At 70.3% G+C, this 26,185-nt stretch carries 26 protein-coding genes; 13 read left to right on the top strand and 13 right to left on the bottom strand.

The annotated features are described in order from the left end of the window. Positions 1–46 precede the first annotated feature (46 nt). The 5 genes from C6569_RS19180 to mobA all read left to right on the top strand — a co-directional run bounded on the left by C6569_RS19180 (position 47) and on the right by mobA (position 3,998). Positions 47–781, top strand: a complete 735-nt coding sequence (locus C6569_RS19180) for an ABC transporter permease (protein ID WP_425440685.1) — start codon at positions 47–49, stop codon at positions 779–781. A 5-nt stretch (positions 782–786) separates the two neighbouring features. Next, complete coding sequence (locus C6569_RS19175; RefSeq protein WP_106750376.1) at positions 787–1,515, top strand: ATP-binding cassette domain-containing protein; 729 nt, start codon at positions 787–789, stop codon at positions 1,513–1,515. 27 nt (positions 1,516–1,542) lie between these two features. Further along, the gene (locus C6569_RS19170; protein WP_106750375.1) at positions 1,543–2,412 is read left to right on the top strand and encodes an ABC transporter substrate-binding protein; all 870 of its coding nucleotides are present in this window, start codon (positions 1,543–1,545) and stop codon (positions 2,410–2,412) included. Positions 2,413–2,494: 82 nt separating this feature from the next. Beyond that, complete coding sequence (gene fdhD, locus C6569_RS19165; protein WP_106750374.1) at positions 2,495–3,367, top strand: formate dehydrogenase accessory sulfurtransferase FdhD; 873 nt, start codon at positions 2,495–2,497, stop codon at positions 3,365–3,367. 58 nt (positions 3,368–3,425) lie between these two features. Next, positions 3,426–3,998: a molybdenum cofactor guanylyltransferase MobA gene (gene mobA / locus C6569_RS19160; RefSeq protein ID WP_245898363.1), complete on the top strand. Its 573-nt coding sequence runs from the start codon at positions 3,426–3,428 to the stop codon at positions 3,996–3,998. Positions 3,999–4,002: 4 nt separating this feature from the next. On the opposite strand, the gene C6569_RS19155 is transcribed toward mobA, so the two are convergent. The 12 genes from C6569_RS19155 to C6569_RS19100 all read right to left on the bottom strand — a co-directional run bounded on the left by C6569_RS19155 (position 4,003) and on the right by C6569_RS19100 (position 15,392). Next, a complete protein-coding gene (locus tag C6569_RS19155; protein WP_106750372.1) occupies positions 4,003–5,271 on the bottom strand; it encodes a molybdopterin molybdotransferase MoeA in 1,269 nt (422 codons plus the stop codon). A 4-nt stretch (positions 5,272–5,275) separates the two neighbouring features. Next, a complete protein-coding gene (gene mobB, locus C6569_RS19150; protein WP_106750371.1) occupies positions 5,276–5,851 on the bottom strand; it encodes a molybdopterin-guanine dinucleotide biosynthesis protein B in 576 nt (191 codons plus the stop codon). Between the two features lie 124 nt (positions 5,852–5,975). Then, complete coding sequence (locus C6569_RS19145; RefSeq protein WP_106750370.1) at positions 5,976–6,995, bottom strand: formate dehydrogenase subunit gamma; 1,020 nt, start codon at positions 6,993–6,995, stop codon at positions 5,976–5,978. A 92-nt stretch (positions 6,996–7,087) separates the two neighbouring features. Next, on the bottom strand, positions 7,088–7,684 hold the full coding sequence (gene fdh3B, locus C6569_RS19140; RefSeq protein WP_106750369.1) for a formate dehydrogenase FDH3 subunit beta: 597 nt from the start codon (positions 7,682–7,684) through the stop codon (positions 7,088–7,090). A 16-nt stretch (positions 7,685–7,700) separates the two neighbouring features. Continuing rightward, positions 7,701–10,652, bottom strand: a complete 2,952-nt coding sequence (locus tag C6569_RS19135) for a formate dehydrogenase subunit alpha (protein WP_106750368.1) — start codon at positions 10,650–10,652, stop codon at positions 7,701–7,703. 13 nt (positions 10,653–10,665) lie between these two features. Further along, on the bottom strand, positions 10,666–10,890 hold the full coding sequence (locus C6569_RS19130; RefSeq protein WP_106750367.1) for a twin-arginine translocation signal domain-containing protein: 225 nt from the start codon (positions 10,888–10,890) through the stop codon (positions 10,666–10,668). Between the two features lie 30 nt (positions 10,891–10,920). Next, positions 10,921–11,730: a Cro/CI family transcriptional regulator gene (locus C6569_RS19125; protein WP_106750366.1), complete on the bottom strand. Its 810-nt coding sequence runs from the start codon at positions 11,728–11,730 to the stop codon at positions 10,921–10,923. A 121-nt stretch (positions 11,731–11,851) separates the two neighbouring features. Next, complete coding sequence (locus C6569_RS19120) at positions 11,852–12,535, bottom strand: DUF3306 domain-containing protein (RefSeq protein ID WP_106750365.1); 684 nt, start codon at positions 12,533–12,535, stop codon at positions 11,852–11,854. Beyond that, complete coding sequence (locus C6569_RS19115; RefSeq protein ID WP_106750364.1) at positions 12,532–13,047, bottom strand: DUF3305 domain-containing protein; 516 nt, start codon at positions 13,045–13,047, stop codon at positions 12,532–12,534. The genes C6569_RS19120 and C6569_RS19115 overlap by 4 nt, the downstream gene beginning before the upstream one ends. 10 nt (positions 13,048–13,057) lie before the next feature. Next, entirely contained in the window at positions 13,058–14,098 is a 1,041-nt protein-coding gene (locus C6569_RS19110; RefSeq protein WP_106750363.1) for a DUF6352 family protein, read from the bottom strand. Next, the gene (locus C6569_RS19105; protein WP_106750362.1) at positions 14,095–14,643 is read right to left on the bottom strand and encodes a DUF6505 family protein; all 549 of its coding nucleotides are present in this window, start codon (positions 14,641–14,643) and stop codon (positions 14,095–14,097) included. Before C6569_RS19105 ends, C6569_RS19110 begins: the two co-directional genes overlap by 4 nt. Then, positions 14,643–15,392, bottom strand: a complete 750-nt coding sequence (locus C6569_RS19100) for a biotin/lipoate--protein ligase family protein (RefSeq protein WP_106750361.1) — start codon at positions 15,390–15,392, stop codon at positions 14,643–14,645. The genes C6569_RS19105 and C6569_RS19100 overlap by 1 nt, the downstream gene beginning before the upstream one ends. Before the next feature lie 108 nt (positions 15,393–15,500). Here C6569_RS19100 and C6569_RS19095 point away from each other — a divergent pair, with 108 nt between their 5' ends. Continuing rightward, a complete protein-coding gene (locus C6569_RS19095) occupies positions 15,501–17,525 on the top strand; it encodes a 4Fe-4S binding protein (RefSeq protein WP_106750360.1) in 2,025 nt (674 codons plus the stop codon). A 1-nt stretch (position 17,526) separates the two neighbouring features. Here the strand turns inward: C6569_RS19095 and C6569_RS19090 are convergent, their stop codons facing one another. Then, positions 17,527–18,804, bottom strand: a complete 1,278-nt coding sequence (locus C6569_RS19090; RefSeq protein ID WP_106750359.1) for a c-type cytochrome — start codon at positions 18,802–18,804, stop codon at positions 17,527–17,529. A gap of 194 nt (positions 18,805–18,998) precedes the next feature. On the opposite strand from C6569_RS19090, the gene C6569_RS19085 reads away from it, so the two are divergent. From C6569_RS19085 to C6569_RS19055, 7 genes are all read left to right on the top strand, one after another. Further along, entirely contained in the window at positions 18,999–20,513 is a 1,515-nt protein-coding gene (locus C6569_RS19085) for an amidohydrolase family protein (RefSeq protein ID WP_106750358.1), read from the top strand. Positions 20,514–20,520: 7 nt separating this feature from the next. Further along, positions 20,521–21,471, top strand: coding sequence for a CobW family GTP-binding protein (locus tag C6569_RS19080; RefSeq protein WP_106750357.1), 951 nt, complete (start codon positions 20,521–20,523; stop codon positions 21,469–21,471). Between the two features lie 136 nt (positions 21,472–21,607). After that, entirely contained in the window at positions 21,608–22,633 is a 1,026-nt protein-coding gene (locus tag C6569_RS19075; protein WP_106750356.1) for an ABC transporter ATP-binding protein, read from the top strand. 40 nt (positions 22,634–22,673) lie between these two features. Next, positions 22,674–23,987 (top strand): ABC transporter substrate-binding protein, encoded by a 1,314-nt coding sequence (locus tag C6569_RS19070; RefSeq protein ID WP_106750355.1) that lies wholly within the window; start codon positions 22,674–22,676, stop codon positions 23,985–23,987. A gap of 100 nt (positions 23,988–24,087) precedes the next feature. Then, positions 24,088–24,927: a carbohydrate ABC transporter permease gene (locus C6569_RS19065; RefSeq protein WP_106751141.1), complete on the top strand. Its 840-nt coding sequence runs from the start codon at positions 24,088–24,090 to the stop codon at positions 24,925–24,927. A gap of 7 nt (positions 24,928–24,934) precedes the next feature. Next, a complete protein-coding gene (locus tag C6569_RS19060; protein ID WP_106750354.1) occupies positions 24,935–25,762 on the top strand; it encodes a carbohydrate ABC transporter permease in 828 nt (275 codons plus the stop codon). An 86-nt stretch (positions 25,763–25,848) separates the two neighbouring features. Next, positions 25,849–26,160 carry a cysteine rich repeat-containing protein gene (locus C6569_RS19055; RefSeq protein ID WP_106750353.1) on the top strand — a complete coding sequence of 104 codons (312 nt, stop codon included), beginning with the start codon at positions 25,849–25,851 and terminating at the stop codon, positions 26,158–26,160. Positions 26,161–26,185 lie beyond the last annotated feature (25 nt).

The following is a 26,185-nucleotide window of genomic DNA, read 5'->3' as shown; positions in this document are numbered from 1 at the left end:
AACGCATTTATTCCGGATTTGCTTCTACCTACGCAAAATCTGTAGATTGCGCAAGCATCTGCCTCGGAGCCTGCTCGCCGTGGACCTCGCCCAGTCCTTCAGCGCCGCCCTGGGGCTCATCCTCGGCGGCGACCCTGCCTTCCTCGCCATCGTCGGCCTGTCGCTGACGGTGACGCTGTCGGCGGTCGCCATCGCCGCCCTGATCGGCCTGCCGCTCGGCGCCCTGCTGGCGCTGGCGCGTTTTCCCGGCAGAGGCGCGGTCATCGTGCTGGTCAACGCGCTGATGGGGCTGCCGCCTGTGGTCGCCGGGCTGCTCGTCTTCCTGGTCCTGTCCCGGTCCGGACCGCTCGGAGCCCTCGGCCTCCTCTTCACGCCGACAGCCATGGTGGTGGCGCAGGCGCTTCTCGTGCTGCCCATCGTGATCGCCATCACCCGCCAGCTCACCGAGGATCTCCACGGCGAATATCGCGAGCACCTCGCCTCCCTCGGCCTGGCGGGCTTCAGGGCCATCCCGACCCTGCTCTGGGACGGCCGCTTCGCCCTCGCCACGGCCATCCTCGCCGGGTTCGGACGGGCCAGCGCCGAGGTGGGGGCCGTGCTCATCGTCGGCGGCAACATCGCCGGCTACACCCGCACCATGACCACCGCCATCGCGCTGGAGACGTCGAAAGGCGACCTGCCGCTGGCGCTCGGTCTCGGCATGGTCCTCATCCTGCTGACGCTCGCCATCAACGCCGTCACCTATGGCGCGAGCCGGGTCGGCGCGCGCTTCGCGGGATGAGCGGCATGCGCGACACCCCCTCCATTCTGCCGCTGACGGTGACCGACCTCGTCTTCGAAGCCGGCGGGCGACGGCTGGTCGACCGCATCGGCTTCACCGTCGCGCGCGGCGGCCTCACCGTGCTGATCGGCCCCAACGGCTCGGGCAAATCGCTGACGCTGCGGCTCTGCCACGGCCTGCTGACGCCGGCCGCCGGAACCGTCTCCTGGGCGGCGGAGCTGGGGACGATCGCCGGCGTGAAGCGCCATGCCATGGTGTTCCAGAAGCCGGTCATGCTGCGCCGCTCGGCCCGCGCCAACATCCTCCATGCCCTGGCGGCGGCGGGGCTCGGGCGCGGCGAGCGGGCGGAGCGCTGCGCCGAGGCGCTGGAGCGCTTCGGCCTCGGCGTCCTCGCCGACCGGCCGGCGCGGCTGATGTCGGGCGGGGAGCAGCAGCGCCTCGCCATCGCGCGCGCCTGGGCGCTGCGCCCGCAGGTGCTCTTCCTCGACGAGCCGACCTCGCAGCTCGACCCCGGCGCCACCCGGCAGATCGAGGAGATGCTGGCGGCGCTGCGCGGCGAGGGCATGACGCTGGTCATGGCGACGCACGACATGGGCCAGGCGCGCCGCCTCGCCGACCGGGTGCTGTTCCTCCACCGCGGGCGCCTCGTCGAGGACGCCGAGGCCCACGCCTTCTTCACCGGCCCGGACAGTCCCGAGGCCCGCGCCTTCATCGCCGGCGACATCGTCTGGTGACCCGCCGAAGACCCTGAGGAGACGACCATGCTGACCAAGAGGCATCTGCTGGCCGCGACGGCCGCGCTCATCGCCTGCGGCGCCGCCGCCCTGGCCCAGGACGCCCGTCCGGCCGCCCCGGCCCAGGCGCAGACGGGCACCCGCTTCATCACCGTGGCCTCGACGACGTCGACGGTCGATTCCGGCCTGTTCAACCACCTGCTGCCGCTGTTCCGGGCGAAGACCGGCATCGAGGTGCGCGTCATCAGCCAGGGCACCGGCCAGGCGCTCGACACAGGACGGCGGGGCGACGCCGACGTGGTCTTCGTGCACGCGCGCGCGGCCGAGGAGACATTCGTCGCCGATGGGTTCGGCGGGCCGCGGCGCCCGGTCATGTACAACGACTTCGTCCTCATCGGGCCGAAGTCCGACCCCGCCGGCATCAAGGGCTCGCGCGACATCGCCGCAGCGCTGACCGCCATCCAGACGAAGGCCGCCCCCTTCGTCTCGCGCGGCGACCGCTCCGGCACCCACCAGGCCGAGCTCGCCCTGTGGCGCGCGGCCAATATCGATCTCGCCGCCACCCGCGGCACCTGGTATCGCGAGATCGGCCAGGGCATGGGCGCGGCGCTCAACACCGCCGGCGGCATGAACGCCTACGTCCTCTCCGACCGCGCCACCTGGCTCTCCTTCCGCAACCGCGGCGATCTCGACATCCTCGTGGAAGGCGACCGGCGCCTGTTCAACCAGTACGGCATCATGTTGGTGAACCCGCAGCGCCACCCGCACGTCAAGCAGGCCGATGCCCAGGCCTTCATCGACTGGATCGTCGGGCCGGAGGGTCAGAAGGCCATCGCCGACTACAAGATCAACGGCCAGCAGCTCTTCTTCGCCAACGCTTCCGACACGGGGGCGTGAGACCTCCGGAGCGACGACGCGACCGTGGCACGGCGCCGCGGCGCCGTGCTATGCACCGGCCGACCTCGCAAGCTCCGGTGCCATGCCCGCAACGCCGCCCCTCATCGTTCCGAACCCCGCCGATCCCCGCCTCACCCAGCGGGTGACGGGCGTCAACGAACGCGGCGAGCGGATCGAGACCTCGGTCACGGTCGAGCGGCCGCTGACGCTCTATCTGAACGCCCAGGAGATCGTCACCATGATGACGATCGGCGACTATCCGGATTACCTGGCGATCGGCTACCTGCTCAACCAGAACATGCTGAAGCCCACCGACGTCGTCACCGAGGTCGAGTACGACGAGGACCTCGAGGTGGTGGTGGTGCGCACGGAAGAGCACACCAATTTCGAGGCGAAGCTGAGGAAGCGCACCCAGACGTCGGGCTGCGCCCAGGGCACCGCCTTCGGCGACCTGATGGAGGCGCTGTCGGAGATCACCCTGCCGCAGGCGGAGTTCCGCACCTCCTGGCTCTACCGGCTGACCCACGCCATCAACACCATGCCCTCCCTCTATCTCGAGGCTGGCGCCATCCATGGCTGTGTGCTTTGCCGGCAGGACCAGCCGCTGGTCTATATGGAGGACGTCGGCCGCCACAATGCGGTGGACAAGATCGCCGGCTGGATGTTCCGCCACGGCGAGAGCGGCGCCGACAAGATTTTCTACACGACGGGGCGGCTGACCTCGGAAATGGTCATCAAGACGGTGCGCATGGGCATTCCCATCCTCGTCTCGCGGTCGGGCTTCACCGCCTGGGGCGTCGAGCTCGCGCGCCAGTGCGGCCTCACCCTGATCGGCCGGGCCAAGGGCAAGCGCTTCGTGGCGCTGGCCGGCGAGGACCGCATCGTCTTCGACCAGGACCTCGCCTATGTCGAGGAGGAGAGCGCGCGCCACCGGCGCAAGGGCGCGGAGGACTGAACGTTTGGCCCATCCCGAAACCCTCGGCGTGCTGCTGGCGGGCGGCCTCGCCCGGCGCATGGGCGGCGGCGACAAGCCGCTGAAGACGCTTGGGGGCGTCACCCTGCTCGACCGCGCGGTGGCACGCCTCGCGCCGCAATGCGACGGCCTCATCGTCAACGCCAACGGCGACCCCGCGCGCTTTTCGGGCCTCGGCCTGCCGGTGGTGGCGGACACCGTGGAAGGCTTCGCCGGGCCGCTCGCCGGCATTCTGGCGGCGCTGGAATGGATGGCGGCACATCGGCCGCAGACGGGCTGGCTCTTGTCGATCCCCACCGATTCGCCCTTCCTGCCGGCGGACCTCGTCCCCCGTCTCCATCAGGCGCGCGAGGCCGCGGGGATGCCGCTCGCCTGCGCCCGTTCCGGCGACCAGACCCATCCGGTCGTCGGCCTCTGGCCGGTTTCGCTGGCGGCGGATCTGCGCCATGCGCTGGTGGTGGAGGACCTGCGAAAGATCGACCGCTGGACGGCGCGCCACGGCATCGCCGAAGCCGTCTGGCCGACCGCCCCCTACGATCCCTTCTTCAACGCCAACAGCCCCGAGGACCTCGCCGAGGCCGAGACCGTCCTCGCCCGCTTTCCCGCGGCCTAAAGGCTCAGCGCAGCAGGGCGTAGGAGAGGAAGGCGACGGTGTCGCCGGCCGCAACGCGCTCGACCGCCTCGGGCAGTTCCACGAGGCCGTCGGTCTCGGTGAGCGAGGTGATGACGCCGGCGCCGTCACGGGGGTGCTTCACCGCCTCGACGGCCCCGTCAGCGCCGCGCCGCAGCGCCACCCGCACATATTCCCGCCGTCCGGCCTTCTTCCTGTAGGGGAAGGCGCAGCGGACGGGCAGCGCCAGCGGCCGCTCCGGGGTGCCGCCCGCCAGGACCGTGAGGAACGGCCGGACGACGTGGGCGAAGGTGACGAAGACGGCGACGGGATTGCCGGGCAGGCCGATGAAGGCGGCGGCCTCGCCGTCGCCGCCGGCGGGGATCACGCCCATGGCGACGGGGCGGCCGGGCTTGATGGCGAGCCGCCAGAAGGTCAGGCTGCCCACCTGTTCCACCGCCGCCTTGACGTGATCCTCCTCGCCCGTCGAGACCCCGCCCGAGGTGAGGATGAGGTCGTGGTGGGCCGCCGCATCGCGAAGGGCCGAGGCCATGGTCGCGCGGTCGTCGGGCAGGATGCCGAGATCGGTGACGTCAGCGCCGAGCCGGCGCAGCAGCGCCTGCATCATGAAGCGGTTGGAATCGTAGAGCTGCGCCGGGCCGAGAGCCGCCCCTGGCGAGACGATCTCGTTGCCGGTGGAGAAAACCGCGACCCGCACGCGGCGGCGGACGGCGAGCCGGGTGACGCCGAGGGCTGCCGCCAGGGCGATGGTCTCGGGCGCCATCATGCGGCCGGCGGCGAGCGCCCGGTCGCCAGCCGGCAGGTCTTCGCCCGCCGGGCGGCAATTGGCGCCCGCGGAGAGGCCGGGCGGCAGGATCACCGCATCGCCGTCGAGACGCACGTCCTCTTGCATGAAGACGGTGTCGCAGCCCTCGGGCATGGGCGCGCCGGTGAAGATGCGCACGGCCTCGGCGGCGCGGGAGGCAGCGGCCTCGGCGCCGGCCGGCACGCGCGAGCCGACGGTGAGGCGCGTCTCCGCGCCCTGCGTCAGGTCGGCGAAGCGGACCGCGTAACCGTCCACCGCCGAGTTGAAGAAGGGCGGCAGGCTGACGGGGGCGACGAGGTCCTCGGCGAGGATGCGGCCGTCGGCCTGGACGAGCGGGACCACCTCGGTCTCGGCGACGGGGCGCAGGCCCTCGCCGACACGGGACAGCGCCTCCTCGACGGAGAGGAGCTGGCCGCCGAAGGCGAACTGGTCGGAGGAGAGCTGGGCCATGGCGTCAGGAGGCCCGGGCCGATTTGCGCGGCTGACGCGCGAGTTCGATCGGCGCGGATGCGCGCAGCCGGCCGACGACCTCGGCGAGGGGCTCGGCAGCGGCGGCCAGGAGGCCGGCGGCGGCCTCCGCGTCATCGAGCCCGACGCGCGGGCCGGTCCAGCCCGGCGGCTCCGCGTCGCAGATCAGGCCGCGGACATGGGAGACGTCGGGGAAGAGCCAGGGCTTGCCGTTGGCGGCGCGATGGATCTCGACCTTGGGATGGGCCTCGCGCTTGAAGCCCTCGACGATGACGAGATCGACCGGGGAGAGCCGGGCCAGGAGATCGGCGAGGCGCGGCTCCTCCTCGTCACGCAGCTCGTGCATCAGCGCCCAGCGGCGGCCGGAGGCGACGAGCACCTCGCGGGCTCCCGCCTCCCGATGGGCATGGGAATCCTTGCCCGGCTGGTCGATGTCGAAGGCGTGATGGGCGTGCTTGACGGTGGAGACGGCGAGACCCCGCCCGGTGAGCACGGGAATGACCCGGGCCAGCAGCGTCGTCTTGCCCGCTCCGCTCCAGCCGGCCAGTCCCACCACCTTCATCGCGCCTCAGCCTCCGATCGTCGTTCGCCGGGACACTAGGGCGGCGGCGACGGCGCCGCCAGCCCCTGAAACGACGACGCCCGGCCTTGCGACCGGGCGTGCCTGACGAGGATGGGTCGCCCGCTTATTCGGCCGGCTGGCCGGCGGCGTGGGGATGCACGGCGCCGCGCGCCAGCTTCTCCTCGACCCAGAGCGAATGGTGCTCCTTGGCCCAGTTGAGATCGACCTCGCCGGAGGTCATGGCGTCCGCCGCTCCCTCCATGCCGATGGAGCCGATATAGATGTGGGCGATCATGGCGGCGATGAGCAGAACCGCGACGACCCCGTGGACGATGTTCCAGAACTGCAGGGCGAGCACGCCGCCGGCCGAGGCCGGGAAGAGCATGTAGACGCCCGACAGGGAGAGCAGGCCGCCGCCGACGATCACCGACCAGAAGATGAGCTTCTGTCCGGCGTTGAACTTCTTGGCGGGGGGATGCTCGCCGCCGACGAGGCCGCCGCCCTTCTTGAACCAGACGATGTCCGTGCCGTCGGGGATGTTGTGGATCACCCAGGTGACGAACATGAAGACCAGCCCGAGCATGAAGGGCCAGGCGAGGTAGTTGTGGGCGTATTTGGCCCACTGCGACAGGGCGGCGAAGGCGCCCTCGCCGACGATCGGCGCCAGGATGAACTTGCCGAAGGTGACGTTCAGCCCCGACAGGGCGAGGATGATGAAGCAGCCCGCCGTGAGCCAGTGGATGAAGCGCTCGAAGGTGGAGAAGCGCAGGATGGAGGCGCCGGAGCGGCCGGCCTCGATCATGATGCGGCCGCGCACCAGGTAGAAGAGGGTGAGCGCCGCCAGCATGCCGAGGATGGCGATGGCGCCGATCCAGTGCATGGTGCCCTGGTGGAAGGCCCGCCAGGCCTGGCCCTGGGGCTGGATGAGATTGCCGGCACCCGCGTCGGGAATGGTGATGCGGCCGGAGAGCGTGGTGCCCTGGCCGGGCGTGCCCGCCTGCAGGGCCTGCATCAGCTGCTGCTCCTTGACGGAGGCGGCGGTCGGATTCACGGAAGCCGGCTGCTGGGCGAAGGCCGGCGCAGCGACGAAGACGGCCATTGCAACGGCGAGGGCTGCAACGAGAGACCGAAGCGAGACGCGCATCGGATGGTCCTCCCTGCGGACGGTCCGCACCCTGCGGCCATCCGGAATTGACGAGGCGATGAGGCGGCGGGCGAACCCGCCGCCGCGACGGATCAGATGGCGATGGTTTCCTTGTAGGCCGTCTGCCAGCCCCAGGCGCCGGAGCCGTAGCCGCGCTTCAGCACGCGCTCCTTGTAGATGGTCGCGATCATGTCGCTGTCGCCGGCGAGCAGCGCCTTGGTGGAGCACATCTCGGCGCAGAGCGGCAGCTTGCCCTCGGCGAGGCGGTTGGCCCCGTAGGAGGCGTATTCGGCGGCGGAGCCGTCGGCGAGGGGGCCGCCGGCGCAGTAGGTGCACTTGTCCATCTTGCCGCGCGAGCCGAAATTGCCGACGCGCGGATATTGCGGTGCGCCGAAGGGGCAGGCGTAGAAGCAGTAGCCGCAGCCGATGCACAGCTCCTTGGAGTGGAGCACGACCGCATCCGCCGTGGTGTAGAAGCAGTTCACCGGACAGACCGCCGCGCAGGGCGCGTCGGTGCAGTGCATGCAGGCCATGGAGATGGAGCGCTCGCCCGGCTTGCCGTCGTTGAGGGTGACGACGCGCCGGCGGTTGATGCCCCACGGCACGTCGTGCTCGTTCTTGCAGGCGGTGACGCAGGCGTTGCACTCGATGCAGCGATCAGCGTCGCAGAGGAATTTCATGCGGGCCATGGTTCGGTCCTCCCTCTCACGCCGCCTGGATCTGGCAGAGCGTGGCCTTGCCTTCGTGCATGCCCGTCACCGGGTCGTAGCCGTAGGTGGTCACGGTGTTGACGCTCTCGCCGAGGACGATCGGATCGGCCCCCTGCGGATAGTTCTTGCGCTGGTCCTCGCCCTGGTACCAGCCACCGAAGTGGAACGGCATCCAGGCGACGCCGGGACCGACGCGCTCGGTGACGAGCGCCTTGACCCGGGCGCGGCCGCCCTCGGGGCCGGCCACCCAGACCCAGCCGCCGTCGGCGATGTTGCGCTGGGCGGCATCCCGCGGGTTGATCTCGACGAACATGTCCTGCTGCAGCTCGGCGAGCCACTTGTTGGACCGCGTCTCCTCGCCGCCGCCCTCATATTCGACCAGGCGGCCGGAGGTGAGGATGATCGGGAACTGGCGGGCGATGCCCTTGTCCACGGCGCCCTTCTGGTAGGTCGTGTGGAGGTTGGGCATGCGCAGGTTCCGCTCGTCGGCGCGGGCCGGATACTTGGCCACGAGATCGGGGCGGGGCGTGTAGATCGGCTCGCGATGGATCGGCACGGGATCGGGCAGGTTCCAGGCGATGGCGCGGGCCTTGCCGTTGCCGAAGGGCACCACGTTCTTCTGCAGGCAGACGCGCTGGATGCCGCCCGACAGGTCGGTGGCCCAGGACACCGCGCCGACATTGGCGCCGCCCTGGCGTTCGATCTGCGCCTTCTCCTCCGCCGTCAGGTCGGCGTCCCAGCCGAGGCGCTGGAACACGGCATAGGTGAACTCCGGATAGCCGTCCTGGATCGGGGAATCGAGGTTCCAGGAGTTCTGCGCCAGCAGGGTCTCGCCGTTGCGCTCCAGGCCGAAGCGCGGACGGAAGGCGCCGCCGCCGTCCATCATGCGCAGGTTTGTGTTGTAGAGGATGTGCGTGCCGGGGTGGCGGACCTCCGGCTTGCCCCAGCAGGGCCAGGGCAGGCCGTAATAGTCGCCGCCGATGTCGGCGAGCTCCTTCGGCGCGCGCAGGGTGACGATGTCGAACTTGTCCTGGTTCGCCATGTGCGCCTTGATGCGCTCCGGCGACTGGCCGGTATAGCCGGTGGACCAGCCGCCGCGGTTGATCTCGCGCAGGATGGATTCGGCCTGGGGCTCGTCGCCGTACTTGCCCTTCACCATCTGGATGTTCTTGAACATCTCGCCGGCGAAGCCGAGCTTCTGGGCGAACTTGTAGATGATCCAGTAGTCGTTGGCCGATTCGAAGATCGGCTCGACCACCTTCTCGCCCCACTGGATGGAGCGGTTGGAGGCGGTGCGCGACCCGTCACACTCGAAGTTGGTGCAGGCGGGCAGGATGTAGGTGCCGTCGCGCCGGTTGCCGAGCGAGACGAAGTTGGTCGGATGGGGATCGACCACCACGAGCAGGTCGAGCTTGCCGAGGCCCTCGACCGCGCCGGGCACGCGCGGGATCGTGTTGCCGCCGTGGCCCATGACGAACATGGCCTTGACGTTGTCCTTCTGGTCGACCTGCTCGCCGGGGAGCAGGGTGGCGTCGAACCAGCGGGTGGAGGGGATGCCCGAGACCTCCATGTTCTGCTTGCCCGTGCGGGCGCCGCGCCCGGCCTTGGCCGGCACGTCGTCGAAGCGGGAGACGAAATAGTCGTAGGGCACGTCCCAGACGCGGGCCCAATGGCGCCACGCGCCCTCGACCAGGCCGTAATAGAGCGGCAGGTTGCCGACATCGAGGCCGAGGTCGGTCGCACCCTGGACGTTGGTGTGGCCGCGGAAGATGTTGGCGCCGGTGCCGGCGGAGCCGACGTTGCCGGTGAGCAGGAGCAGCGTGCAGTAGGCGCGCACGTTGGCGGTGCCGACCGTGTGCTGGGTGGCGCCCATGCACCAGATCAGCGTCGAGGGCTTCTCGGTGGCGAAGAGCTTGGCGACCCGCTCGAGCTGCGCGCCGGGAACGCCGGTGACGTCCTCGACGGTCTTGGGGTCCCACTTCTCCACTTCCTTCAGCGCCTCGGACATGCCGTAGACGCGCTTGGCGAGGAAGTCCTTGTCCTCCCAGCCGTTCTTGATGATGTGCCACATGATGCCCCAGATCACCGGAATGTCGGTGCCGGAGCGGATACGCACATATTCGGTCGCATGGGCCGCGGTGCGCGTCATGCGGGGGTCGATGACGATCATGTTGGCGCGGTTCATCTCCTTGCCGCTCAGCACGTGCTGCAGCGAAACGGGATGGGCCTCGGCGGGGTTGCCGCCCATGATGATCATGGTCTTGGAGTTGCGGATGTCGTTGTAGGAGTTCGTCTGGGCGCCGTAGCCCCAGGTGTTGGCGACGCCCGCCACGGTGGTGGAGTGGCAGATGCGGGCCTGGTGGTCGACGTTGTTGGTGCCCCAGAAGGCGGCGAACTTGCGGAACAGATAGGCCGCCTCGTTGGTGAACTTGGCCGAGCCGAGCATGTAGACGGAATCGGCGCCGGACTTGCCGCGGATCTCCATCATCTTGTCGCCGATCTCGTTGAACGCCTGGTCCCACGAGATGCGCTGCCACTGGCCGCCGACGAGCTTCATCGGATATTTGACGCGGCGCTCGCCGAAGACGAGCTCGCGGGAGGCGGCGCCCTTGGCGCAGTGGGTGCCGCGGTTGATCGGGCTCTCCCAGGCCGGCTCCTGGCCGGTCCAGACGCCGTTCTGCACCTCGGCGCGCACGGTGCAGCCGACCGAGCAGTGGGTGCAGAGGTTCTTCTTGACCGTGATGGCGACGCCCGGCTGGGGCGCGGCGACGGCCTCGGCGCGGCGCACCGCGCCCAAAGTCAGCGAGCCGACGGCGATGGCGCCGGCGGCGGTGAGGCCCGAGCGGGCGAGGAAGGTACGGCGATCCATCACACCGGAGGTCAGGCCGCCGGCGAGGCCGGCGAGACGGGTGCGGGCGGCGTCCTCGGACTTGCGCTTGATGAGCATGGGGGGGCGCCTCTCAGTAGCGGTTGGTGCGGTAGAAGGCCTGGACGTGCGCCGAATTGGCCTGGTAGCGGGCCTTGGTGCGCTCGTCGCGGCTTTCACGGGTGACGGCCTGGGCCTCGGCGGGCTCGGAGCCGACCACGGCGGCCGCGGCGACGGCCGAGGCACCGGTCATCGCCTTGAGGAAGTCGCGGCGGGCCGGAGCTCCGGCGTTTCCCTTGGTTTTGGCATGATCCGACATGGTCGTGTCCTCCCATTCGTCCTCCGCGCCTCAGGCGTCGAAGGAGAAAGCCTCGTCTTCGATGGCGACGAACAGCCGGCCGACCGCGCCCACCGCGGCGTAGAAAGGCCTGTTCGTCATCGATTCCAGATCCGCGAAGAAGCGGCCGGCCCAAGGCTTCAGATGCGCCTCGAAGAAGGCCTTCTCCGTCTCGTAGCCCTCGCCGATCGTCCGCGCGGCGAGGTTCGCCATCACGTCGAAGAGCAGGGCGATATGGTCTTCCGGCTCGCGCGACCCGTCCTCGCGAATGATGCCGAGGTCGACGAAGGACTGCCGCACGGCGGCGAGCGGCCGCTCGTGCAGGAAGCCGGTCAGATAGTAGGAGGCGTAGGGCAGCAGTTCGCCGCGTCCGACGCCGACGAAGAGGTCGAAGAACTCGCGGCCGACCTTCTCCTCGTCGGTCTCGGCGGCCGCCCGTGCCAGGGCGAGATGGGCCATGCCGAGGGCCGAGACGTCGCCCTTCAGCTCGGCGACCTGGCGCAGAACCTCGGCGGTCGGCACGCGGAAGAGCAGGAGGGCGAGCAGTCCGTATTCGGCGGAGCGCAGCCGGTCCATCTCGTCGGTGCCGGCCTTGTCGCGGGCAGCCTCCATGGCGACGGCGATGGAGGAGCGGCTCTCGGGATAGAGGTCGGGGCGCAGAACATGGCGGCCGACCCCGGAGACCTTCTCGACGGCGATGACGCGCTCGGGCGGAACGCGGCTCCAGCTCGAGACGGAGGGCTGCGAAATGCCGAGCGCCCGCGCCAGGGCACCCACCCCGCCGACCGCCTTGATCGCTTCCTCTAGTCCCCGCTCACGCACTGCTGCCCAATCCCTTGGAACCCGACCGGCGCTGTCCCGCGCCTTGGTCATAGGCTGACCACATTTGCCTTAGAATAGCTACAAGCTATGAGGGGTGATGGCAAGCGATCATAGGGCCTTCCTAACCCGGCAGCGCCCCTCCGTGGCGGCGACCGACAGGCCGCAAGTCCTTCGTTTCACTCGCACTCTTGTGCACCGCAGCAGGGGCCTTCGCGTCTTCCCCGCCGATTTCCTGTGCTTTTCCAGACGTCTTTTCCGAGGCGCCGGATACCTCCGTGCGCACGACTGCCGTGCCAGGGAAGGATTGCTGCATCGCAGCATCGGCAGGGGCGTTTGCCGAACCGGATTGCGACACATTGTCGTGTTCGCCTGCCGCCGTCGCCGCATCGGCCTCAGGCGCCTTGCCAAGGGCCCGGTCGAACATCTCGGCGACCTCCCGGATGGCGTCCCGGCCGGTTTCCATCGGGCCGAATCCCGGTGCGCCGCCGGGCGTGTTGTAGTCGTAGGCGTAGTCGAGCGCCGGGCTGACATAATCGCGGATCGCCGGGTCGAGGAGCCACATGCGCTGGAGCGCGGCGTTGCGGATGCCGGTCGGCACCCAGGGCTGCATGAAGGCCGAGAGGCTCTGGCCGGGAACGAGATCCTCGATGCGGGGAAGCTGTGCCAAGAGGTCGTCCAGCGCCTGGCCCTCGGGCAGGGGCGCGGCGGCGGGTTCTGCGGCCGGCGCCGGAGGTTCGGGTGCCGGGGCTGGCTGGCGCTTCAGCCGCGACCAGCGGGAGAGAAACCCCTTGTCGGCACCGCTCACGACCGCCTCCCCGGCTGGCGGGCGGGGTGGCCGAGGCCGTAATCCGGCTCGGCATGCGGGTCCTTGCGGTCGCGCTTGCGCTTGAAGAAGGGCTGGTCGACGTGGTGCGCGTCGACGAAGGCCTGGAGATCGACGGCGATCTCGTGCGGCATGGGCAGGGCCTCGACCTTGTCGGTGACCACGTCCACGAAGGCCTCGCCCTCATAGGGATCCACCGTGGCGCCGGCCACGGTCCAGGCGCCGTCGGCGCCCTCACGCAGCGCCACCCAGACGGCGGGGCGGCCGGAGACGAGATTGTCGCGATAATGGGCCGTCTCGCCGGAATGGAACGTGATGTCCGCGGGGCCGATATACCAGCGTTCCACCGCCCCTTCGGCACCGATCCGCGTGCCCGGCGCGACGGCGGGAAGGCCGGGGAGCACCGCCTCGGGAAGCCATTCGAAATCGACCCAGGGATTGTTCAGCTTGCGCTTCACGGCGACGATGCCGACGGTCAGGTGCTGGACGGGCATGGGCGTCTCCTCAGGCCGCCTGCCGGCCGGCGAGCGGCAGGCCGACGATCAGGTTCTGCGGCTTGACCCGGAGGATCATGTCCTCGGTCAGCGCCATGATGAGATAGACAGGCTTGCCGGCTAGCTTGGGATCGACGGTGCGCGGATCGGCGAAATCGAGCCGGAACAGGCCGCAGACGCGGCTCTGGTCGGCCGGGTCCACCGCCTCGCCCCGCCACAGCCTGTTGCCGATGGCGGTCGCCTCGGCGTCGAGGCCGACGAACCAGCGCCAGTCCCCGTCTTCGATGCGCTCGATCGGAGCGATGGTGGTCTCGACGCCGAGCATGTGGGCGATCCAGGTCTCCAGCGCCCGGCACAGGGCCTCGCGGGAGCGCGGGTCGCCGCCGAGGTTGAAGACCATGGAGAAGGCGTCCGAGCGCGACCAGTAGGTGGGCGCGGTCTCGTCGGTCATCACCTCGAGGTCGCCCATGGCGTCGGTACCCATCATCGCGGCGAGCGGCGAGGTGTGGAGCAGCGCCTGCCGTTCGGCCTCGAAGCTCTCGATCAACTCTTGGTCGGCGAGCAGCAGCGCGCCGTCCTTGAGCGAACCCTTCTGCGGGCGGAACAGCAGTTCGGCGGCGCGCAGGACGAAGGGATCCTCGCAGCCGTCCAGCGCATTGCGCAGGACGAGATGGACGAGCTGGTTGAGGAAGAGCGGCGGCACGCCCTTCGCGCCCTGGCGGACGATGGAGAGATAGGCCGCCTCGACGCTCGGATGGGCGAGGAGCCGGTCGCGGAAGCCGATCATGAAGCGCCAGTTCTCGCGGGCGTCCTCGTCGGCGAGGGCGTCGATCATGGCGGCGGTCACGGGGCGGCGGGGCGCGGCCATCAGTTCGGCGTGGAGCGCGCGCTCGGCGGTGCAGGCCTCTGGCGGCGGCACCAGTTCGGGGCGGGCGAGATAGGCGAGGATCATCTCGTCGGTGACGGCAAGACCGCCGCCCTCGACGCGGCGGGTCATGTGATGGCCGGAGGAGACCCAGAACTCGGTGACGGTGCGGGTGTCGGTGGTCATTTGCGGGCCGCCATCATGTCGATCAGGTCCACCCGCTCCTCGGGGCCGTCCTCCACCTCCTCGTGGAAGGTGAAGGCGCGGGCCGTGGCGTGCAGACTGTCGGCGCCGGCGGTCTTTTCGCGGGCGGCGAGGGTGCGGAACTGCTCGCGAATCTCGCCGGCCTCGAGGGCCCGGTACATGGCGACGAGCGTGCCCTCGGGATGCTCGGCGAGGGAGGCGGCGAAGGCGATCTCCTCCGCCGCCGCGGCGCGGGCCGCGTCCATGTCGGGGGCGCCGAGGCGGTCGACGAGATGGCGGGCGAGGCTGTCGACGGCGGCGGCGCGCTCCTCGGCGCGGATCGGCTGGGCGACGACGAGGGTCGAGAAGCCGAGGGAGGAGACGCCGGCGAAGCCGGAGCGGAAGGCGGCGCGTTCCTTGCCGGCGAGGGCGGCGACGTCGCGGCCCCAGAACAGGAAGGAGCCGGTGACGGCCCACTCGCCCGGTTCGGCGGCGACGGGGAACACGAAGGTGTCGGACGGGTCGAGGCGGATGGTCCGCAGCATCATCACAGCTTCGGCCCTCCCGTGTCGCGGTCGAGCCAGGCGGCGGCCGTCAGCCCGGCGAGGAAGCCGATGCGGCGCTCCATGTCGCCGACCGCAGGACGGATGATCAGGTCGCCGTCGGGCGCGATCGAGAGCGTGTCGCCCGGACGGTCCTTGGCGAGGCGCTGGACATAGTCCGCGACGACGGGCGCGAAGCCCTGGTGCTGGACGATGTCGACGGCGCGCAGCAGGAAGCGGGCGAAGCTCTCCACCAGCATAGCCGGGCCGACGCCCTCGAAGCCCTCCTCGTCGAGGGCGGCGGCGGTCGGCGCCTGTCCCGGCTCCATGAGGCCGGAGAAGGAGACGCGCACGCTCGCCGCGAAGACCAGCCAGTCCGGCACCTCGTCCTCGGCGCAGCGCTTCGGCCAGCCGAGCCTGCCGCCGCCGACGAGGCCGCCGTCGAAGCGGATCGCGTCGGGAAAGGCGAAGGCGACGCTGCGCTCGGGCGGGCAGAGGGCGGCGATGGCGTCGGCGGTGGCGTTCATCCCCATGAAGAAGGCCTTGCGCGCCTCGGCCAGCGGCTGGTCCGGCTCAAGGATCACGGCGAATTCGGCGAGGTCGAAACGTCGCACCCAGACGAGCGTCCCGGCGCCCTCCTCCGCCGCCGTGCGGCAGGCATGGGCAAAGGCGTCGCCCGATTCGCGCAGGGGAACGGCGCGGAAACCGGGCGGCAGGTCGAGCGTCGAGGGGGCGCGGAGCGTGACGAGGGCCATGAAGTCCCTTGTTTCGGGGGCGCGGCGACAGGCCGGTCTGGTTCTTTTGACTGCTTCCAATATATGAAGATGACGCGTGGCGGAAAGAGCCGCGGCCCGGAGAGCGCAATGACGGCAGGCACCACATTCCTCTGCTCCTGCGAGGAAACCATGCCGCTGCATGGGGAAACGGTGGCGAAGGCGTGCCGGACCAAGGTCCGCACCGCCGACCAGCTGTGCCGCAAGGAGCTCGACTTCTTCAAGGCGGTGGTGGCCCAGGGCGGCGACGTCACGGTGGCCTGCACCCAGGAAGCGCCGCTCTTTTCCGAAGTGGCCGAGGATCTCGGCCATGCAGGCCGGCTGACCTTCGCCAATGTGCGGGAGCAGGCGGGCTGGTCGGCGGATGCGGCGAAGGCCGGCCCGAAGACGGCGGCGCTGCTGGCGGCGGCGACCGTCGAGATGCCGCCGATCCAGGCCGTGACGCTCGAATCGAAGGGCGTCGCCCTCGTCTACGGCCGCGACGAGGTGGCGGTGGAGGTGGCGCGCCGGCTCTCGGCGAGCCTCGACGTCACCGTGCTGCTGACCCGGCCGGGCGAGGTGGCGCCGCAGCGCGAGACCGCCTTTCCCGTGGTGAAGGGCACGATCATCGCGGCGCGCGGCCATCTCGGCGCCTTCGCGCTCGTCGTCGACGACTATGCCCTGGCCGCGCCCTCGTCGCGGCGGAGCTATCTGTGGCAGGCGCCGCGCAACGGCGCCTCCTCCACCTCCGACCTCGTCATCGACCTCTCGGGCGGCGTGCCGCTGTTCCCGGCGCATGAGCTGAGGCCCGGCTACCTGCGCGCCGACCCGCGCGATGCGGCGGCGGTGGAGAAGCTGATCGGTGAGGCCTCGGGCCTGGTCGGCACCTTCGACAAGCCGCGCTTCGTCACCTTCACCGCCGATCTCTGCGCCCATTCGCGCAACAAGATCACCGGCTGCACCCGCTGCCTCGACCTCTGCCCGACCGGCGCCATCAGCCCGGACGGCGACCACGTCGCCATCGATCCCGCCGTCTGCGCCGGCTGCGGCCAGTGCGCCGCCGCCTGCCCGACGGGCGCGGCCGCCTATGCGCTGCCGCCGGTCGACGCCATGCTCGGCCGTCTCAGGGCGCTTCTGACGACCTATACCGGCGCCGGTGGCACCGGCGCGGTGCTGCTGGTCCACGACGGCGACCACGGCCTGCCGCTGATCGACGCGCTGGCGCGGTTTGGCGCCGGCCTGCCGGCTCATGTGCTGCCGCTTCAGGTGAACGAGATCACCCAGGCCGGGCCGGAGCTCTTCGCCGCCGCCCTGGCCTATGGCGCGGCTGGCGTCGCCGTTCTCGGCCGCGCCAGGCCGAAGCACGACCTCCTCGGGCTGATGCGGACGCTGGAGACGACGCGCTCCGTCGTCGCGGCGCTCGGCTACGGCGCCGACGTGATCAGGCTGGTGGAGACAGACGATCCCGACATGCTGGCGGAAGCCCTCGCGGTGCCCTTCGCCGCGACGCCCTCGCCGAAACCCTCGACCTTCCTGCCGATGGGGACGAAGCGCGGCCTGCTCGAACTCTCCGTCCTCGAGCTGCACGACGCCGCGCCGGCGCCGGTGGACGTCATCCCGCTCCAGGCGGGCGCGCCCTTCGGCAAGGCCCATGTCAACGTGGAGGCCTGCACGCTCTGCCTCGCCTGCGTCTCCGCCTGCCCGACGGCGGCGCTGTCGGACAATCCCGACCGGCCGATGCTGCGCTTCACCGAGAGCCTCTGCGTCCAGTGCGGCCTGTGCGAACAGACCTGCCCGGAGGACGCCATCGACCTCGTGCCGCAGCTCGACTTCGTCGCCTGGCGCGAGCCGCGGCGGGTGGTGAAGGAGGAAGAGCCGTTCCACTGCACTGCCTGCGGCAAGGCCTTCGGCACCAAGTCCACCATCGAGCGGATCGCCGCCAAGCTCGAGGGGCACTGGATGTTCTCCGGTGCCAATGCGCGGCGGCGGGAGGCGCTGTTCATGTGCGAGGACTGCCGCGTCGAGCGCGTGGTCAACGAGGGCTTCGACCCCTATGGGGCGCAGGAACGCCCGCGCGTGCGCACGAGCGAGGACTATCTGGCCGAGGCCAAGGCCGGCAAGGACGGGCTCAACTGAGCTATTCCGCGCCGGTCGCCTTGGCGATGAAGTCGACGAGGGCCTTGAGGTCGTCCGGGTCGGTCACCTGCTGCTCGGGCATCTTGGTGCCCGGCGTATAGGCGTTCGGCCCGATCTCGAAGAGGCGGGCGATGGTCTCCTTGGTCCAGACGATGTCCATGCCGCGCAGGGCCGGCGAATAGTCGTAGCCCGGCGCGGTCGCGATGCGCCGGCCTATGACGCCGTGCAGCGTCGGGCCGGCGCGGTTGCCGTCGTCGGGGCCGAGCGTGTGGCAGGCGGAACAGGCGCGGAAGACCTCGGCGCCCGGATGGTCGGCGAGGCCGGCGAGGCGGTCGGAGGGACGGGCCATCACCACCGCGCCGAGATGCTCGCCGGTGGAGGCGAGCCAGCGCCGCACCAGGCGGTCGCCGCCGCCGGTCATGAGTTCGTCCGTGCCGGGGCGGAAGGCGAGCGACCAGACCGGAAGGCCGGGCCCCACCAGCACACGTTCGACGGTGCGGGAAGCGCGGTCCACCAGCGCCACCGAACCACGGATGCCGGCCGCGGCGACGCGCCGGCCGTCGGGCGAGAGGGCGACGGCGACGATGGGCGTCTCGGCGGCGGCGACCTCGCCGCGACGGGTTCCGTCGGGCGCGAGGAAGCGCAGCCTGCCGTCGGCGCCGCCGGCGAGGATCTCGCCGTCGGGCGCCACCGCGAGACCCGCCACCGGCAGGCCGAGATCGATGCTGCGGGCGGTCCCGCCGGCGAGCGGGGTGATGCGCAGCGCCGCGTCGTGGCCCCCGGAGACGATCGCGGCGCCGTCGGGGGTGAAGGCGACGGCGTTCACCGGCCCGCGATGGCCCGAGAGGACGCGGGCCTCGCCGCCGCCGAGCGGCGTCACCCGCACCGTGCCGTCCCAGGACGCGGAGGCGAGCAGGCGTCCGTCGGGCGAGAGGGCGAGGCCGGCCACCGGGCCCGTATGACCCTCGATCCGGCCCTCCGGCTCGGCACGCCCCGGGCGCCAGAGAAGGACGCGGCCGTCCTCGCCGCCGGTGACGAAGCGCCCGTCGGGCAGGGCCAGCGCGGCGTTGACGGAGCTGTCATGGCCGCGCAGCACCGCCAGGGCGAGGCCGCGCTCGAGGTCCCAGAGGATGGCGGAGGTGTCGAACGATCCCGACAGCGCCATGCGCCCGTCCGGTGCGGCGGCGAGGGCGCGCACCGGGCCGCCATGCCCGCGCAGCTCCTGGGCGGTTGCGGGGGAGACGATCAGGGCCAGGAGGAGGAGCAGGCAGGCGCGCATCGGGACTCCGTGGCTCGGCGAATGCCCCTAAGGGTGGCGGAGACGGCCGCCGGATCAAGCCCGCCGCCGATCACAAGGTTCCCAATGCCGGGAATGCGCGGCTGATGCCCGCCCTGCCGCCTCGACTTCGCCGGCGCCCCCTCCCTAAGATCGCCGCGCCCCGGAAGCCCCGCATCCGCTGATCGAGAACCGACATGACCCCTGCTTCTGCCGCCGGCACCTTCGACCTCGTCATCCGCAACGGCCGGGTCATCGATCCGGAGAGCCGGCTGGACCGCGTCTGCGACGTGGCCGTGGCGAAGGGCCGCATCGCCGCCGTCGGCGCCGTGAGCGGCGATGGCACCCGCGAGATCGACGCCTCCGGCCTCGTCGTGGCGCCGGGCTTCATCGATCTCCACGCCCACGGCCAGACGGTCGCCGCCGACCGCATGCAGGCCTTCGACGGGGTGACGACGACGCTGGAACTGGAGGCGGGCGTTCTTCCCGTGGCGCTCTGGTACGAGAACCAAGCGAAGAAGGGCCGCGTCCTCAACTACGGCACGGCGGCGAACTGGGCCTTCGCCCGCATCGCGGCCATGCTCGGCATCGAGCCGGAGGCCGATCTCGGCTTCATGGGCCGCAATTCCAACGACAAGCGCTGGATCGACAACGTCGCCACCGACGCGGAGATGAAGGAGATCATCCGCCGCATCCGCCAGGGCCTCGATGAGGGCGGCATCGGCATCGGCATCCTCAACGCCTATGCGCCGGGCGCCGGCGTCAAGGAGATGTCGGCGGTCTGCTCGCTCGCCGCCGACTATGGCGTGCCGACCTATACCCACGTCGCCTATGCCTCCAACATCGACCCGAGGAGCTCGATCGAGGCCTATACGCGCCTCGTCGGCTATGCCGGCTCGACCGGCGCCCACATGCACATCTGCCACTTCAACAGCACCAGCCTGCAGGACGTGGAGCGCGCCGCGGCGCTGATCCGGAAGGCGCAGGACCTCGGGCTGAAGATCACCGTGGAGGCCTATCCCTACGGAACCGGCTCGACCGTGCTCGGCGCCACCTTCTTCGCCGACCCGGCCTTTCCCGAGCGCACCGGCGGCACCTACGAATCCATCGAGATGGTCGATACGGGCCGCACCTTCCACAACCGCGAGGACCTCCTGGCGGCACAGGCGCAGGACCCCGGCTCGCTGGTGCTCTGGCACTTCCTCGACGTCGAGGCCAATACCCGCCATCGCGATCTCCTCGACGTCTCCGTGCTCTATCCCGGCGGGGCCATCGCTTCCGACGCCATGCCGTGGACCAATCCGGACGGCTCGGTCTATGACGGCGAGGCCTGGCCGCTTCCCGAGGGCACGAGCTCGCATCCGCGCTCGTCGGGCACGTTCACGCGGTTCCTGCGCCAGTATGTGCGCGAGCGGGAGATGCTGCCGCTCATCGACGGCCTCGCCAAATGCACGCAGATCCCCGCCGACATCCTGGCGGAGAGCACGCCGGCCATGCGCACCAAGGGGCGGCTCAAGGCCGGAGCCGACGCCGACATCGTCGTCTTCGACTACGACACGCTGACCGACCGGGCCGAGTTCAAGGCGATGAACCGTGCCTCGGAGGGCATGCGCCACGTCATCGTCAACGGCGATGCGGTGATCTCCGATGGCGCACTGGTGCGGGATGCGCGGCCGGGCCGGCCGGTCCGCCGCCCCGTCAAGGCGGCCTGAGCGGGGCATGGCCGTTCCGGTCATCCTCGTCACCGGCTTTCTCGGGGCGGGCAAGACGACCCTGATCAACCATCTCCTCACCGCCAGCCGGGGCCGGCGGCTCGCGGCGGTGGTCAACGATTTCGGCGCGATCAACATCGACGCCGACCTGATCGCCGAGAATGCCGACGGCGTCATGAGCCTTTCCAACGGCTGCATCTGCTGCTCGCTGCAGGGTGACCTGCTGCGGACCCTCTCCGGCCTGCTCAGGCGCGAGCCGCCGCCGGAGGCCATCGTCATCGAGACGAGCGGCGTGTCGGACCCGGCCGAGGTGGTGCGCAGCCTGCTCGATCCCGTGGTCTGGAAGGACGCCATGCTGGAGACCGTGGTGGCGGTGGCCGATGCGCGGGCGCTCGCCGACGACCCCGCCCTGCTCGACGACGCGCTCTGCCGCTCGCAGATCGCCAGCGCCGACATCGTCGCGCTGAACAAGGCCGATCTGGTCGACGAGGGCGACCTCGCCCGCGCCCGCGCCGCCGTCGCGGCGCTGAAACCGGCGCGGGTGATCTTCCCCGTGGAGGAGGGACGCATCGCCCCGGAACTCGCTTTTGCCGGCGGCGGGCACGATCCTGTGGCGCCGGACAGCCGCGCGACGGAGCGGGCGCGCTTCGCCACGCCTCGCTTCGAGACGACGGCCTTCACCGCCGAGAAGCCGCTGGACCTCGCGGCCTTCCAGGCGGCGATCGGCCGGCTGGCGCCGCACCTGGTGCGCGCCAAGGGCTTCGTGACCTTCGCCGGGCAGCCGGCCCGGCCCATGCTGTTCCAGCTGGTGGGCGAGCGCGCCACCCTCGGTCCGGCGCCGGCGGGCCTTGCGGGCGGGGCGGTCCGGCTCGTGCTGATCGGCGAGATGGGCCGGCTCGACGCGACGGTCGCGCACTCCATGCTCGCCGCCTGCATCGCCCCCGAGGCGGGGTCCTGAGCCGGGACAGTATCGCTGGGAGGGACGGCAAGTCGACCGGCGGAGGCACTGGGGCCTTGGAGCGAGCGGTGCTATTCGCTATGGCTCGTCGCCGCCCCGCCGGACCGAGGACGGCAGGTGGCAGGTGAGGACGCAGGTGGCCGAGGTATCACTGGACGGTGTCAGCAAGGCCTTCGGCACCCAGAACGCGGTGTCGGCCGTGTCGTTCGACGTGGCGCCGGGCCATCTCGTGGCGCTCCTCGGCCCCTCCGGCTGCGGCAAGTCGACGACGCTGCGGCTGATCGCCGGTCTGGAATCGACGACCGGGGGCGCCATCCGCATCGGCGGACGCGACGTGACCCATGCGGCACCGGCCGAGCGCGGCGTCTCCATGGTGTTCCAGAGCTACGCGCTGTTTCCGCATCTCACCGTGGCGCAGAACATCCTGTTCGGCCTCGAGGTGCGCAAGGTGCCGAAGGCGGAGCGGGCGAAGCGGCTGGAGAAGGCCGCCGGCATACTCGGCCTCTCCCAGCTCCTCGACCGCAAGCCCTCGCAGCTCTCCGGCGGCCAGCAGCAGCGCGTCGCGCTGGGGCGCGCCATCGTCGCGGAGACGCCGGTCTGCCTGATGGACGAGCCGCTCTCCAATCTCGACGCGCAGCTTCGCCTGGAGATGCGGCGCGAGATCCGCGGCCTGCAGCGCCGTCTCGGCGTCACCATGATCTACGTCACCCACGACCAGGTGGAGGCCATGACCATGGCCGACCGCGTGGTGCTGATGCGAGCCGGCCATGTCGAACAGCACGGCACGCCGGAGGAGCTCTACAACCGCCCGGCGACGATCTTCACCGCGCGCTTCGTCGGCACGCCGCCGATGAACGTCGTCCCGGCCACCGCCTTCGGCGCGAGGGTGGCGGCGCGGGCGCCGGCCGGGCGCGATCCCGCCTCGCTCTCGCTCGGCGTGCGACCGGAGCATCTGCGACTGGCGGATGACGGAATTCATGCAACCGTCACATCGGTCGAATACCTCGGGGCCGACAGCCTCGTCGAAGCCCGTATCGCGGACCAGCCGCTGATCGTGCGCGTGCCCGGAAAGATCGGGCTCGGCGAGGGTCAGACCATCGGCCTCGAGTGGGACAGCGACCATGAGCACTTTTTCGACACGGCGACCGGCAAACGGTTATGATGAGCCGGCACACAACAAAGATGTTCAGGGAGATCACGCCATGTCCAACCGCATCGACCGCCGTACGCTGCTGAAGGCCGGCAGCGCGCTCGCCGCCGCGCCCATCGGCGGCTCCTTCCTCGCCGCCCCGGCCCTCGCCCAGGGCAAGGTCGAGGTCTCGTTCTTCTATCCGGTGGCGGTGGGCGGCCCGATCACCAAGCTGATCGACGCCTATGCCGCCGACTTCGCCAAGGAGAATGCCGGCATCACGGTGAAGCCGATCTATGCCGGCACCTACCAGGAGACCATCGTCAAGGCGATCACCGCGCACAAGAGCGGCACGCCGCCGGTGACCTCGGTGCTCCTATCCACCGACATGTTCACGCTGATCGACGAGGACGCCATCGTTCCCTTCGACGATTTCATCAAGTCGGATGCCGACAAGGCCTGGCTGGCGAGCTTCTTCCCCGGCTTCATGGAGAACAGCCAGACCGGCGGCAAGACCTGGGGCATCCCCTTCCAGCGCTCGACCATCGTGCTCTACTGGAACAAGGATCTGTTTAAGGAAGCCGGCCTCGACCCCGAGAAGCCGCCGCAGACCTGGGCCGAGCAGGTCGCCTTCGCCGAGAAGCTGACCAAGCGCGACGGCGCCAACACCACCCAGTGGGGCCTGCAAATCCCGTCCTCCGGCTTCCCCTACTGGCTGTTCCAGGCCCTCGCCATCCAGGCGGACGCCGTGCTGATGAACAAGGAGGGCACCCGCACCGCCTATGACGCGCCGGGCGTCGTCGAGGCGCTGCAGTACTGGGTGGACCTCTCCCGCAAGCACAAGGTGCACCCGACCGGCATCGTCGAGTGGGGCACCACGCCGCGCGACTTCTTCGAGAAGAAGTGCGCGATGATGTGGACCACCACGGGCAACCTCACCAATGTGCGCACCAATGCCAAGTTCCCCTTCGGGGTCGGCATGCTGGCAGCGGGCAAGCGGCGCGGCAGCCCCACGGGCGGCGGCAACTTCTACCTGTCGAAGAAGGCCTCGCGCGCCGAGCAGGAGGCCGCCTTCAAGTTCATCCAGTGGATCACCACCCCGGAGCGGGCCGCCAAGTGGGGCATCGACACCGGCTACGTCGCGGTGCGCAAGGATTCCTGGGATACGCCGGCGATGAAGGAGTATGTCGCCGGCTTCCCGGCCGCGGCGGTCGCCCGCGATCAGCTCCAGTACGCGGTGGCCGAGCTCTCGACCCACGAGAACCAGCGCGTCACCAAGGCTCTCAACGACGGCCTGCAGGCCGCCCTCAACGGCACCAAGACGCCGGAGGCCGCCATGAAGGACTCGCAGGCCGAGGCCGAGCGGATTCTGCGCTCCTATCGCTGATGCCCTGCCGGGCGGTCGCGTGAAGCGGCCGCCCGCCAACCCCGCCGTGAGCCGCTTGCAGTACCGCACCCAGACCCGCACCTGGATCCACGCCTGGCTGATGCTGGGGCCCTCGCTCGCCCTGCTGATCCTGTTCACCCACTGGCCGGCGGTGAACACGCTAATCGACAGCGTCTATTCGACGCCGCGGCCGCGCCGGCCCTCGCGCTTCGTCGGGCCCGCCAATTTCGAACAGATGATGGCCGACCCCATCTTCTGGCAGGCGATGTGGAACAACCTGTGGTTCGCGCTCGGGACGATCCCGACCTCCATCGCCCTCGCCCTACTGATGGCGGTGTGGGTCAACGACCGGATCGCCGGCCGGACGCTGGTGCGCATGGCCTATTTCACGCCGACCGTGCTGCCGATGATCGCGGTGGCCAACATCTGGCTGTTCTTCTACACGCCGCAATACGGGCTGCTGGCGCAGATCCTCGGCGCCTTCGGCATCACGGGGCCGAACTGGCTCGGCTCCAACGAGACCGCGCTCTTCGCCGTCACCGTCGTGGCGGTGTGGAAGGAAGCCGGCTTCTTCATGATCTTCTATCTCGCGGCGCTGCAGACCATCTCGCCGAGCCTCGCGGAAGCGGCCGCGCTGGAGGGCGCGTCCCGCTGGACCTATTTCCGCCGGATCCAGTTCCCGCTGCTGATGCCGACGACGCTCTTCGTGCTGGTCAACGCGGTCATCGGCGCCTTCCGCACCATCGACCACATCTTCGTCATGACCCGCGGCGGGCCGGACAACGCCACGGCACTGCTGCTCTTCTACATCTACCAGGTCGGCTTCTCCTTCTGGGACACGGGCTATGCGGCGGCGCTGACTGTCGTGCTGCTCGCCCTGCTCGGCCTCCTCGCCCTCATCCAGTACGGCGTGCTCGAACGCCGCGTGCACTACCGGTGAGGGCGGCATGAGCGAGGTCTATGCACCGCGGGGCTGGGGCAAGGTGGCGGAGACGGCGGGCGCCTGGCTCCTCGCGCTGATCTGGATCGCGCCGCTCGCCTATGCGGTGTGGACGGCCTTCCATCCGTCGGAATTCTCCACGCGCTTCGAGCTGTTCGCGCCGCTCACCCTCGACAATTTCAAGCGGGCCTGGGAGGCGGCGCCCTTCGCCCGCTACTTCCTCAACACCTTCCTGCTGGTGACGGGCGTGCTCGCCTGCCAGCTCGTGCTCTGCACGCTCGCCGCCTTCGCCTTCGCGCGCTACGAGTTCCCCGGCGCGACGGTGGTCTTCGCCCTCGTCCTCGCCCAGCTCATGATCATGCCGGACGTGCTGATCGTCGAGAACTACAAGACGATGAGCCGCCTCGGCGTGCTCGATTCCATTCCCGCCATCGGCCTGCCCTATGTCGCCTCGGCCTTCGGCATCTTCCTGTTGCGGCAGACCTTCAAGATGGTGCCGAAGGAGCTTGACGACGCGGCGCGGGTGGAAGGGGCAAGCCCCATGCAGGTGCTCTGGCGGGTCTATGTGCCGCTGGGCCGGCCCGTCTACATCGCCTATGGCCTCGTCTCCGTCAGCTATCACTGGAACAACTTCCTCTGGCCGCTGATCGTCACCAATTCGGTGGAATCGCGACCGCTCACCGTCGGCCTGCAGGTCTTCTCCTCCACCGACCAGGGCATCGACTGGGCGATCATCTGCGCCGCGACGCTGATGACCTCGGCGCCGCTGCTGATCGGCTTCCTGCTGTTCCAGCGCCAGTTCGTGCAGAGCTTCATGCGCGCCGGCATCAAGTAGGCCGACACAAACCGACACGATCCGTCGACAGCCCCGAAACAGGGGACCCGCATCCTCCGGCCATCGTCACCAGCCAGGGGTTGCCCATGCCTGCCGTCCAAGACCGTCCTTCCACCACCGCGCCGCGCGGCCGCGACTTCACCGCGCCGCTGAGGGCGCCGCTGTTCTGGACCTTCGTCGCCGCCCTCGCCGCCGTCATCATCGCCATGTCAATGGTGCTGGCCGAAGCGGCCCAGCCCGGCGCGCAGCGCGGCCAGGCCCGCGAGGCCTGCGGCGGCGAGGTGCAGCGCCTCTGCCAGGGCGTCTCGCCGGGTGGCGGGCGCCTGGTGCAGTGCCTGAAGGCGCGCGAGGCCGAGCTCAGCGCCACCTGCCGCGGCTTCATCGCGTCGCGACGCTGATCTCCCTCGTTTCCGAGATCCCGAG

Origin of the sequence: Phreatobacter cathodiphilus (genome assembly GCF_003008515.1) — a bacterium.
In the GTDB taxonomy this organism is placed as follows: Bacteria; Pseudomonadota; Alphaproteobacteria; order Rhizobiales; family Phreatobacteraceae; genus Phreatobacter; species Phreatobacter cathodiphilus.
The sequence above is the reverse complement of the archived record's forward strand: the minus strand, read 5'-3'. Positions and strand labels throughout refer to the sequence as shown.

What these genes read in the sequence shown, in the direction of transcription:
- C6569_RS19155 (WP_106750372.1), bottom strand. Translation starts at nt 5,271, where the DNA reads ATGGCCCAGCTCTCCTCCGACCAGTTCGCCTTCGGCGGCCAGCTCCTC.
- C6569_RS19105 (WP_106750362.1), bottom strand. Translation starts at nt 14,643, where the DNA reads ATGATGCTGCGGACCATCCGCCTCGACCCGTCCGACACCTTCGTGTTC.
- C6569_RS19145 (WP_106750370.1), bottom strand. Translation starts at nt 6,995, where the DNA reads ATGCGCGTCTCGCTTCGGTCTCTCGTTGCAGCCCTCGCCGTTGCAATG.
- fdh3B (WP_106750369.1), bottom strand. Translation starts at nt 7,684, where the DNA reads ATGGCCCGCATGAAATTCCTCTGCGACGCTGATCGCTGCATCGAGTGC.
- C6569_RS19085 (WP_106750358.1), top strand. Translation starts at nt 18,999, where the DNA reads ATGACCCCTGCTTCTGCCGCCGGCACCTTCGACCTCGTCATCCGCAAC.
- C6569_RS19100 (WP_106750361.1), bottom strand. Translation starts at nt 15,392, where the DNA reads ATGGCCCTCGTCACGCTCCGCGCCCCCTCGACGCTCGACCTGCCGCCC.
- C6569_RS19095 (WP_106750360.1), top strand. Translation starts at nt 15,501, where the DNA reads ATGACGGCAGGCACCACATTCCTCTGCTCCTGCGAGGAAACCATGCCG.
- C6569_RS19090 (WP_106750359.1), bottom strand. Translation starts at nt 18,804, where the DNA reads ATGCGCGCCTGCCTGCTCCTCCTCCTGGCCCTGATCGTCTCCCCCGCA.
- C6569_RS19060 (WP_106750354.1), top strand. Translation starts at nt 24,935, where the DNA reads ATGAGCGAGGTCTATGCACCGCGGGGCTGGGGCAAGGTGGCGGAGACG.
- C6569_RS19080 (WP_106750357.1), top strand. Translation starts at nt 20,521, where the DNA reads ATGGCCGTTCCGGTCATCCTCGTCACCGGCTTTCTCGGGGCGGGCAAG.
- C6569_RS19070 (WP_106750355.1), top strand. Translation starts at nt 22,674, where the DNA reads ATGTCCAACCGCATCGACCGCCGTACGCTGCTGAAGGCCGGCAGCGCG.
- mobB (WP_106750371.1), bottom strand. Translation starts at nt 5,851, where the DNA reads ATGAAGGTGGTGGGACTGGCCGGCTGGAGCGGAGCGGGCAAGACGACG.
- C6569_RS19110 (WP_106750363.1), bottom strand. Translation starts at nt 14,098, where the DNA reads ATGACCACCGACACCCGCACCGTCACCGAGTTCTGGGTCTCCTCCGGC.
- C6569_RS19135 (WP_106750368.1), bottom strand. Translation starts at nt 10,652, where the DNA reads ATGCTCATCAAGCGCAAGTCCGAGGACGCCGCCCGCACCCGTCTCGCC.
- mobA (WP_245898363.1), top strand. Translation starts at nt 3,426, where the DNA reads ATGGGCGGCGGCGACAAGCCGCTGAAGACGCTTGGGGGCGTCACCCTG.
- C6569_RS19130 (WP_106750367.1), bottom strand. Translation starts at nt 10,890, where the DNA reads ATGTCGGATCATGCCAAAACCAAGGGAAACGCCGGAGCTCCGGCCCGC.
- C6569_RS19055 (WP_106750353.1), top strand. Translation starts at nt 25,849, where the DNA reads ATGCCTGCCGTCCAAGACCGTCCTTCCACCACCGCGCCGCGCGGCCGC.
- C6569_RS19065 (WP_106751141.1), top strand. Translation starts at nt 24,088, where the DNA reads ATGCTGGGGCCCTCGCTCGCCCTGCTGATCCTGTTCACCCACTGGCCG.
- C6569_RS19175 (WP_106750376.1), top strand. Translation starts at nt 787, where the DNA reads ATGCGCGACACCCCCTCCATTCTGCCGCTGACGGTGACCGACCTCGTC.
- fdhD (WP_106750374.1), top strand. Translation starts at nt 2,495, where the DNA reads ATGCCCGCAACGCCGCCCCTCATCGTTCCGAACCCCGCCGATCCCCGC.
- C6569_RS19115 (WP_106750364.1), bottom strand. Translation starts at nt 13,047, where the DNA reads ATGCCCGTCCAGCACCTGACCGTCGGCATCGTCGCCGTGAAGCGCAAG.
- C6569_RS19170 (WP_106750375.1), top strand. Translation starts at nt 1,543, where the DNA reads ATGCTGACCAAGAGGCATCTGCTGGCCGCGACGGCCGCGCTCATCGCC.